Source organism: Aquaspirillum sp., assembly GCF_055136605.1.
This window is the reverse complement of sequence record NZ_JBSQVP010000079.1, coordinates 1-8,788: the sequence shown is the minus strand read 5'-3', so window position 1 is coordinate 8,788 and position 8,788 is coordinate 1. Positions and strand designations below refer to the sequence as shown.

At 52.6% G+C, this 8,788-nt stretch carries 6 protein-coding genes; 1 reads left to right on the top strand and 5 read right to left on the bottom strand.

The features are described from left to right. The first annotated feature begins 152 nt into the window (after nt 1-152). Nucleotides 153-992, top strand: a complete 840-nt coding sequence (locus ACTBZS_RS11010; RefSeq protein WP_460430765.1) for a 2OG-Fe(II) oxygenase — start codon at nt 153-155, stop codon at nt 990-992. Nucleotides 993-1,000: 8 nt separating this feature from the next. On the opposite strand, the gene ACTBZS_RS11005 is transcribed toward ACTBZS_RS11010, so the two are convergent. The 5 genes from ACTBZS_RS11005 to ACTBZS_RS10985 form a co-directional block, all read right to left on the bottom strand. Then, the gene (locus ACTBZS_RS11005) at nt 1,001-1,411 is read right to left on the bottom strand and encodes an acyl-CoA thioesterase (RefSeq protein WP_022653060.1); all 411 of its coding nucleotides are present in this window, start codon (nt 1,409-1,411) and stop codon (nt 1,001-1,003) included. Between the two features lie 36 nt (nt 1,412-1,447). Next, nucleotides 1,448-2,161 (bottom strand): TetR/AcrR family transcriptional regulator, encoded by a 714-nt coding sequence (locus ACTBZS_RS11000; RefSeq protein WP_022653061.1) that lies wholly within the window; start codon nt 2,159-2,161, stop codon nt 1,448-1,450. Nucleotides 2,162-2,247: 86 nt separating this feature from the next. Further along, nucleotides 2,248-3,690, bottom strand: coding sequence for a metalloprotease TldD (gene tldD, locus ACTBZS_RS10995; protein ID WP_463044154.1), 1,443 nt, complete (start codon nt 3,688-3,690; stop codon nt 2,248-2,250). Between the two features lie 17 nt (nt 3,691-3,707). Further along, a complete protein-coding gene (locus ACTBZS_RS10990) occupies nt 3,708-4,514 on the bottom strand; it encodes a carbon-nitrogen hydrolase family protein (RefSeq protein WP_463044153.1) in 807 nt (268 codons plus the stop codon). Then, the gene (locus ACTBZS_RS10985; protein WP_463044152.1) at nt 4,511-8,335 is read right to left on the bottom strand and encodes a YhdP family protein; all 3,825 of its coding nucleotides are present in this window, start codon (nt 8,333-8,335) and stop codon (nt 4,511-4,513) included. The genes ACTBZS_RS10990 and ACTBZS_RS10985 overlap by 4 nt, the downstream gene beginning before the upstream one ends. Nucleotides 8,336-8,788: the final 453 nt, after the last annotated feature.

The following is an 8,788-nucleotide window of genomic DNA, read 5'->3' as shown; positions in this document are numbered from 1 at the left end:
CGGGCACCAGATCACATGGTAGGCCGTTTGATAGAAGTAATTACGTTTTGTGACGACATCGACCATGCGTCACAGTTTATACCACAGGGTGCGCTTTGCGCACCCGCAATTCCTCCCCTGACTCAAGTCAGGGGTTTCCTTGCGGAGATTCTATGAATGAATTATTACCGTACCAACAATGGCTAGACTGGCTGCGCCATAATTTGCAACGGGGTTGCCTTGCAGCCGATCTATGGCGTGACATGAAAGAAAAAGGAGGGCTCGATCACGCGATTATCGTCAAACTATTCGCCGCCGCCGAAGCGCCCCTCCATGCTGCCAGCAGTGATATCAATACCCTGATTGCACCGAAACCGGCGGTGAGCGGGAATAGCGTGTCAATTGCTGGGCATGAAATTCAAATTGCCCTACACCTAAAAAGCCCAGAAGTGATTGTCTTCGACAATGTGCTAACAGCAGATGAATGCCGTGAGCTGATTAGTGCGGGTGAAAGCAAATTAACCCGTGCGACGGTGGTGGGGGATGATGGTCAGCCGGTGTTGCATCCAGAACGCCGCAGCGATGGTGCCGGTTTTCAGCGGGGTGAAAGTCCATTGTTGGCGACCATTGAACAGCGGTTGGCGGCGTTGGTCGATTGGCCGGTCGAACATGGCGAAGGCATTCAAGTATTGCGCTATACCCCTGGCGGTGAGTACAAGGCACATTATGATTGGTTTGACGTTAACAACCCTGCCATTGCTGCGCGTTTAGGGCACGGTGGGCAACGTGTGGCCACATTGGTGTTATATCTCAATGAAGTGGATGAGGGTGGCGCCACTGAGTTTCCTGAGTTGGGCTTATCGGTGCGGCCTCGTACTGGACGTGCATTGTATTTTAGCAATGTCGACGAACAGGGCCGTTCCGACCGGCGCGCACTCCATGCCGGTGCACCGGTGCGGGCTGGCGTGAAATACATCGCCACCAAGTGGCTCCGCCAGCGGCCTTATATTTGATTGAACATTCACGCCTGTGGCGGGGGGATGAGGCGACTGTGGCCGTGTTCATCAATCGCCACCAGCGTCAACACCAATTCCGTCACCGGCAACACCTCATGCAGCCGATGGACATTGGCACTGACTTTCAAAGTCAGTGAGTGCTGCCCAACGCGCAGCCGTTCTACATATAAGCTCAACACATCACCACGAAACAGCGGTGTGTTGAATTGACAGGTGTTAATAGCGACCGTGGTAACCCCACCAAGGGTCAATCGTTCGGCAATCAATACCGCCGCCTGTTCCATCCGTGCAATCAACCACCCTGCTTGCACTCGACCGTGGGCATTGACACTGTGGCTATCGGCTTCAAGGCGCAATGCCAACACACCATGCGGGCCAGACCAGTCTAATAAAGAGGGAAGTGGGGTATCACTCATATTGACCTCACAGACAGAGAAAAGGCAGTTTGTAGATTAGCTTAGGCTCTGTGACGTAAACGTGATGTCAGAAGGGGGGGCTAATAGACCTGCGACCACATAGGGTACCAAGTGTTTCGCCACCAATTCTGGTTCTCGCGCCGTCACTGCACCTTGCCGTTTGAGGAAAATCTTTAATACATCGTTGCCGGCAAAGGCGTTAAACATCAAACTAAAACTGAAATGTAAGCGCCATGCCAATTCATCTGCCGATAAATGTGGCAACACTTTGGCAAAAGCGCGGCTATAACGGCTGACAAATTCGCTGTGTTGCACCGAAATTGCTTCGCGCAGTAGCTTGTGGTTTTCGATAAAAGTCCGCGATAACAAACGGACAAAAATTGCCCCACCCCGACTGGGATCGCGTGACATCGCCAGCGATGGCAAGATAAAAGCCATCACCAAGCGTTCTACGGTCAACGCCTCTTCCAACGCTTCAAGCGCGTCTAACTCGGTGACACAGGCTTGGCTCCACGGTGCAAGGCGGCGGATGACTGCCTGTTGTAACAGGGCATCTTTAGAACCAAAGTGGTAATTCACCGCCGCCAAGTTGACCTCGGCCTGTTGCGTAATCATCCGCAGGCTGGTGGCCTCAAAGCCGTGTTCAACAAACAAGCGCTCCGCCACATCTAAGATGCGAGTTGCAGTGTCTTGCCGCACAGGTTCGAGTGCGGCATCCGAGGCGTAAAAAGAATAGCTAGAGTCAGTCATGAATCAACGGCTTCTTAACAAGACCATCACATAATGGCAAAACACGCTTTTAACACAGCGCCGACAAAATTAAAACGATTGTTTTTTTAGGTGTGGGTGCCACCGACGGTTAAACCGCCATCGATGCGCAATGTGGGTTGTCCTACGCCCACCGGCACACTCTGCCCTTCTTTGCCACAGGTGCCCACGCCCGGGTCAAGCGCCATGTCATTGCCCACCATCGACACATAATTCAACACCTCGGGGCCATTACCAATCAAGCTGGCGCCTTTGACTGGATAGGTCAGTTTGCCGTTTTCAATTCGCCATGCTTCGCTGGCAGAAAACACAAATTTACCGCTGGTAATGTCCACTTGCCCGCCGCCAAAATTGACGGCATATAGGCCATCTTTGACCGAGGCAATAATCTCTTGTGCATCGTGTTGACCATTGAGCATGTAGGTGTTGGTCATGCGTGGCATCGGTAAATGTGCATACGATTCGCGGCGACCATTGCCCGTGGGGGCCATGCCCATTAAGCGTGCGTTCATGCGATCTTGCATATAGCCTTTGAGAATCCCGTCCTCAATTAACACCGTGCGTTGTGTCGGGGTACCCTCATCGTCGATATTCAACGAACCGCGCCGATCTGCTAACGTGCCATCATCAATCACCGTTACCCCGGGGGCGGCAACCCGTTCACCAATTTTGCCCGAGAACGCCGAACTGCCCTTGCGGTTAAAGTCGCCTTCCAAGCCATGACCAATCGCTTCATGCAATAAAATCCCCGGCCACCCATGCCCCAGTACCACCGTCATCGCACCGGCAGGTGCAGGGCGCGCTTCTAGGTTAATCAAAGCTTGTTGAACAGCTTTTTGCACATAATCGAGTAAACGCGCTTCGGTGAAGTGAGCAAAATCAAAACGACCGCCGCCACCGGCACTGCCCTGCTCACGGCGGCCATCTTGTTCCACAATCACCATCACCGAAAGACGGACTAACGGGCGCACATCTGCCGCGCGGGTGCCATCTAGGCGCGCTAAATACACCACATCATATTCTGCCGCTAAACCAGCCATCACTTGTTTAACCCGTGGATCTTGTGCGCGAGCCAATTGTTCTACTTTTTCTAATAGGGCAATTTTGGCGGCAGAATCAAGGCTGGGGATGGGGTCGATGCCGGCGTAGAGTTGATGGCCTTGGGTGCGTTGGCTTAAACCAATTTGTTGCGATTGACCGACTTGGGCAATGGCGCGGGTGGTCTCGGCGGCGGCCAGTAACGCTGGCAGGCTAATATCATCTGAATAGGCAAAAGCCGTTTTATCTCCACAAATCGCCCGCACGCCCACGCCTTGGTCAATACTATGGCTACCCGATTTCACAATACCTTCTTCCAAGCTCCAGCCTTCGCTGCGGGTAAATTGGAAATATAAATCGGCATCGTCAATAGCATGACTGTGTAAACGAGAAAATACCTGTTGTAAGGCTTGTTCATTTAAGCCAGCAGGCACAAGTAACCGCTGTTCGGCTTCGGCAAAGAGGTGGGTCATGGTCTGGTTGTCCTAAATTAAAAAATACGGTGGCGAAGGGCAGGCAAGCGTGTCCGCACCGATTCGGTGAGGCTGGGGTTGATTTCTGCTATGACTACGCCTTCCCCCTGTGGTAACTCACCGAGAATTCGTCCCCACGGGTCGATAATCATGCTATGGCCGTGTGTTTTACGGCCATTCTCATGCTCACCCCCTTGGGCTGAGGCCAAAACATAACATTGGTTTTCAATGGCACGGGCACGCAATAAGGGTTCCCAATGTGCTTGTCCGGTGGTGGCGGTAAAGGCAGCGGGTAGGATAATCGCGTCGACTTCGCCCATGCCACGGAATAACTCTGGGAAACGTAAGTCGTAGCATACCGACAGACCCAAACGGCCAAAGGGGGTATCTGCAACCACCCGCGCTGTGCCTGGCTCGATAGTGTCGGCCTCGGCGTAACGCTCGCCTAAACCACTAAAACCAAATAAATGCACTTTGTCATAGCGGGTGCAGCATTCTCCGGCTGGGTTAAACACCAAGGTGGTGTTCCACACTTTTTCGTCATTGCCGGCATCGAGAGGTAAGGTGCCACCGATTAACCAAATTTGATGCTGTTGTGCCATTTGCTGCAAGGCCGCTTGAATAGGGCCCTCACCAAAGCGTTCCCGCTGGGCCACTTTATCTTTGTCACTGTGCCCCATGATGGCAAAGTATTCAGGTAAAACAACCAGTTGTGCCCCTTGGGCCGCCGCATCGGCAACCCAATGGCGGGCGCGGGCTAAGTTGGTGGGGATGTCGGTGCCAGATACCATCTGTATCACGGCAGCAGTCCAATTTTTTGTCATGGTTGTGGTTTGTCTCGTGGTGTGATGGCTTGAATAGTGGGCTCTTGTAACGACCCTGTGACTTGATACTCCAAAGTCATTAACTTGCTGACCGGATCTTGCAGCACTTTTTGTGCCGCTAATGCAGCGATGCCAATGGCGGGGTTAAGCAACACTGCGCCCGTGGCAATCGCCAAACTTTCTGCAATGCGTGGTTCAACTTGTACCCGCAAGGTTTGTTGTTCTTGTACTAAATCGACATTGCCCTGCAACCTCACTTCGGCGGCTGGCGCTTGAATCAACACATTTTGGCTATGAAAAATACCATTCTCAATTTTGATATTGCCGGTAACGCTATCAAAAGCAAAACCCTCGCCAACCAAATCACGGAAATCTAACCGTAGGCGGCGCGATAGCGATTGTAAACTCAGCACACCCAATAATTTTGCGGGCCCCGGATCCAGTTTAGCAAAATGCCCATTTTCGGCACGAAACGCCAAAGTGCCATTTAAGGCTGCAGTTTGAAAATCGGCTAATTTTCCCTGCCATTGTACACGACCCTGTAAATGACCTTGGCCTTGCCGCATGGCTTGGCTGCCAGAAAGACGTTGGATAAACCCACCAAGTTGTTTGCTATCGGTTTCGACTTCTAACCAAGTCAGGGCTGGTTCTTGTTGTAGATAGCCGGAGGCCGCGAGGCGACCATCTTGGTTAAGCAAACTCAGTTTCTGAATCTCCCACCCGCGCTCACTGGGCCGGCCATAGAGCTGCATTTGCCCAAGCTGCCGTCCACGATATTGCAACTTACCCACCTGCAATTCTAATAACGGCCACTGCTGTAGTGGGCGTTGATCGAGGGTCGCGGCGGCGTGGCCGGTGGAGGTACGGTATTTTTCCAAAGGCAATTTTAATTCAGGCAATCGCAGCTCTAAGCGGTTGGGTTGTCCTTGCCACCAGACAAACCCACCTTGTAGGCCTGCTGCCTGAAATTTGCCGTCCCATGTTTTACCGTTCTGGCTGCTGGCTTGCACATAGACCTGCTTCAGTTGGTAATCTGTCCAGTTGAGGCGTTGGCTTTCCAGATTTAATACGATTGGATAACTCAAATGGCTGCGGTCATCCTGTTGTCCCAACGGGGCGAGTAAGGCTAACCAGCTGTCGAGACTGGCTTCATCACTTTTGACATCAATCACGCTGCCTTGGCGTGGTAAGACAGGGCGTTCGCTGTGGCCGATATGCAGCGTACTAGCGCGAATCTGTTCACCTTGTAATGCCCATTGACCGGCAAAATGCTCGGCGATTTTGACCTGTAGCGCCACCTCTGATGACGGTGTTGTCGTTTGTTGCCAGTCGAGGCTAAACGGCAAGATACCGAGGCGGGGTTTGGTCAACGGTGCGGGCAGCTGACTTTCGATGCCGCGTAAATCGCTGTTGACACTGAGACTTTCTAAGCCGTCATGAATGATAAATTGGGTGTGGTGGCGGGTTTGCCCTTGTAACAAAGGCTGTAACCATGTTGGTAAATAGCGTTGACCTACCGCACGGATATTGACATCTCCTTGCACATCAAACGCCAATTTGCCATCCCGACGGCGTTGTGCCGTTAAAACACTTTGCCCACCGAGGGCGTGTAATGTGATGCCATCAATTCGCAAGCCCTGTTGATCAAACCAAAGCGTACCCTTGACGTGATCGAGCGGCGGTACATCAGCCAGCAGTTGTAAACGATTGCCTTGAAAATGGTAGCTGCCTTTGACTTGGGTTTTTTCGACATCGGCAAACGGGATATCCAAGGCAAGGTGTAGCTCGCCTGTTCCCTCGGCGCGGCTGCGGCTGGGGAGTGAGGCCAGTATGGCATTCAGTGGGCTGGCAGCAAGAAAACGGAAGAAGTTTTGTGTCTCGCCTTGGGCGCGCCCACTTAAAAATAAGTGACCCCCTACAGCGGCCAAATCGGGGATCTCGGCGCTCACTTCATGCACCTGCACCCCCTTCACCGAGGCCTGTTTTGCGGTGATGGTCAGCTTCTCGTTGTGGAAAGACAGCGTGCCTTGGATATTTTCAATCGCTGGCCATGCGGGATCGAAGGCCAAAGTCACCCCTTCGGCTTGCCCCTCAACGCTAAATTCACCCCCTCCATCGGCAAAGGGAAATCGATCTAAATCACCGATAAGACGGAATTGCGCCGCTTTTGCTTCGCCTTTCGGCAGAGCTTGTGCCAACCACTGACGGACTTCGCTATCCAACACCAAGGGCAGATAGCGCGCAACTTGTGAGGCTTGTAGCCGGTGCAGTTGGCCGGTTAAATGAATGTCCCCTGCCCGTCCGCTGTGGTAGTCATAACGACCTTCGACTTCGCCGGCTAAATCGCTGTTGGCAAAACGTAGCTGATGCACTTCCACCGCAATGTGTTGTGCCGTCTGCCGTTGCCAAGACAGATCGCCCTCTAGCTGTTGTAATGACCATGCTTGGGCAAAGACCTCGGGCAGATGCAGTTGGGTGTTTTGTTGGCCTCTGAGTCGGATGCGTCCGCCGCGTTCCGAAAACTCCAATTGACCACTGAGCCCTTGTGCACTGGGTAGCGAAGCTTGGCCTTGCCAACCAAGATCATTAAATGTGCCTTGAAAGCGGTAGCGTTGTGGCTGGTAGATATCGCCCTGCCATTCAATTTTCGCTTGTTGAATAAAACCGCTGGGGTCGAGGCTGCGCCAAGCTAGGTTATCGTCGAGGGGCAGTTGGCGAATGATCGGTTTTAAGGCTGACAAAGTCAGCCCGGTCATCGCCAGTTTGCCCCGCCCACGGGGGCCGGTTTGCCATTCCCCTTCGATCTTGCCGCGTTCAAACAGTTTACCGGCGGAAGTGCTGGCGCTGAGGTCGTTAGCCTGTAGGCGCATGGTGCCGAGGGTGTGATGTTGGTAGCGAATATGACCAGAGACATTCGGTACGCTCAGGGTTTCGCTGCTGGGTTGAGCAAATTGCAACAGGCCATTGCTGATGCTGGTTTTAGCATCTAATTCGGTGATACGGCCTTCGGCAAATTGCAGTTTCATTTTGACCGCTGCTTCGCCTTCTTGCCGGTGCAAAATGTCTTTCAGATAAGCCGCCCACGGCGCAAAACGCGCTCCTGCCAGCTCAATCTCCATCTCTCCTTGCCACTGTTGCCACTGTTGCGGATCTTCGCCTTGCCATTGCAAACGGGCACGAAAGGTGTGTAACCAAGCGCGGGGTGGGGTGGCGGTGAGGCTTAATTCATGGCCCAACCAACCACGTTGTAGGGTGATGTTGCCGTGGCTTAAGGTAATGGGGCTTAACCCCACTCGGTCATCACGGAAATGCAGCCACGCTTCGCGAATCTCCAACCGATCTTGCTGTAATAACCAGCGCCCGAGTTGGCCATCGCTTTCAGCGTCGGGTTGCAGGGTGATGCCGTTAATGCTCAACTGTCCCTGTGGATCGCGGCGAATATCCACTTTGGGCTGATGTAAAACGATGTTGGCGAAATTGGGCCGCCATTGCCATAGGCTCGACCACGCTGGTACCAAGGTCAGCCGGTTGAATAGCAAAGGGGGTGCATTGTTATCTGGTGGCGTAATCACCACCCGACTGAGTTCGATTTGTGGATGTAAACCCAACCAACGTGCATTGAGTTCGCCAAGTTCTACCCGATAGCCCGTTTCTTGACTCAGTCGCGCGGCAAGGGTGGTTTTCCAGTTTGGCAGTTGTGGTAAGACATAGCCCTGCCATACCGCCACCAATAGCAACACCGCCATGACCGATATCACCGCAATGGCGCGTAGTGCGCGCCAAGCAAGCGATAAAAGGCGAGGGCGAGGGGCAACAATCATGTGCGATGGGGTACCGAGCAGGGGAATTGTGACTGCATTATCTGCTAACCGAGGAAAACACAACAACCTTTAGCCTGTATTAGCTATCGCTGTTTTTTGGCAACAGAGGTAAATCATCGGCATTTTTTCAGGGTGGATCCGACAAAAAAATTAAAATGGCAATAAATCGCTATTCTTGATTGATTTGTTAGTAAAAGCATAAAATGCTTTGATAATACAGGTTAAAATTTTAGTCTCATCATATCGCGCCCCAACTCATGTTTGCTGTTTAACCCGTATGGTGATGTCTCGCAATCAGGAATGTCCGTAAATAACCCTCGACTGAAGTCGAAGGCTTTATTGTGAAACGAGAGAATGGTTGATCCCATTTCCAACATCAGGCGTATTTACAGCCGCCCTTGGCGAGACGGCGGTCTCGCCAATGCGGGCAAGGTTCCGACTTGCATTCAAGTC

Bases quoted from the DNA above. Each gene is read 5' to 3' on its own strand.
- ACTBZS_RS11010 (WP_460430765.1), top strand. From the start codon at position 153: ATGAATGAATTATTACCGTACCAACAATGGCTAGACTGGCTGCGCCAT.
- ACTBZS_RS11005 (WP_022653060.1), bottom strand. From the start codon at position 1,411: ATGAGTGATACCCCACTTCCCTCTTTATTAGACTGGTCTGGCCCGCAT.
- ACTBZS_RS11000 (WP_022653061.1), bottom strand. From the start codon at position 2,161: ATGACTGACTCTAGCTATTCTTTTTACGCCTCGGATGCCGCACTCGAA.
- tldD (WP_463044154.1), bottom strand. From the start codon at position 3,690: ATGACCCACCTCTTTGCCGAAGCCGAACAGCGGTTACTTGTGCCTGCT.
- ACTBZS_RS10990 (WP_463044153.1), bottom strand. From the start codon at position 4,514: ATGACAAAAAATTGGACTGCTGCCGTGATACAGATGGTATCTGGCACC.
- ACTBZS_RS10985 (WP_463044152.1), bottom strand. From the start codon at position 8,335: ATGATTGTTGCCCCTCGCCCTCGCCTTTTATCGCTTGCTTGGCGCGCA.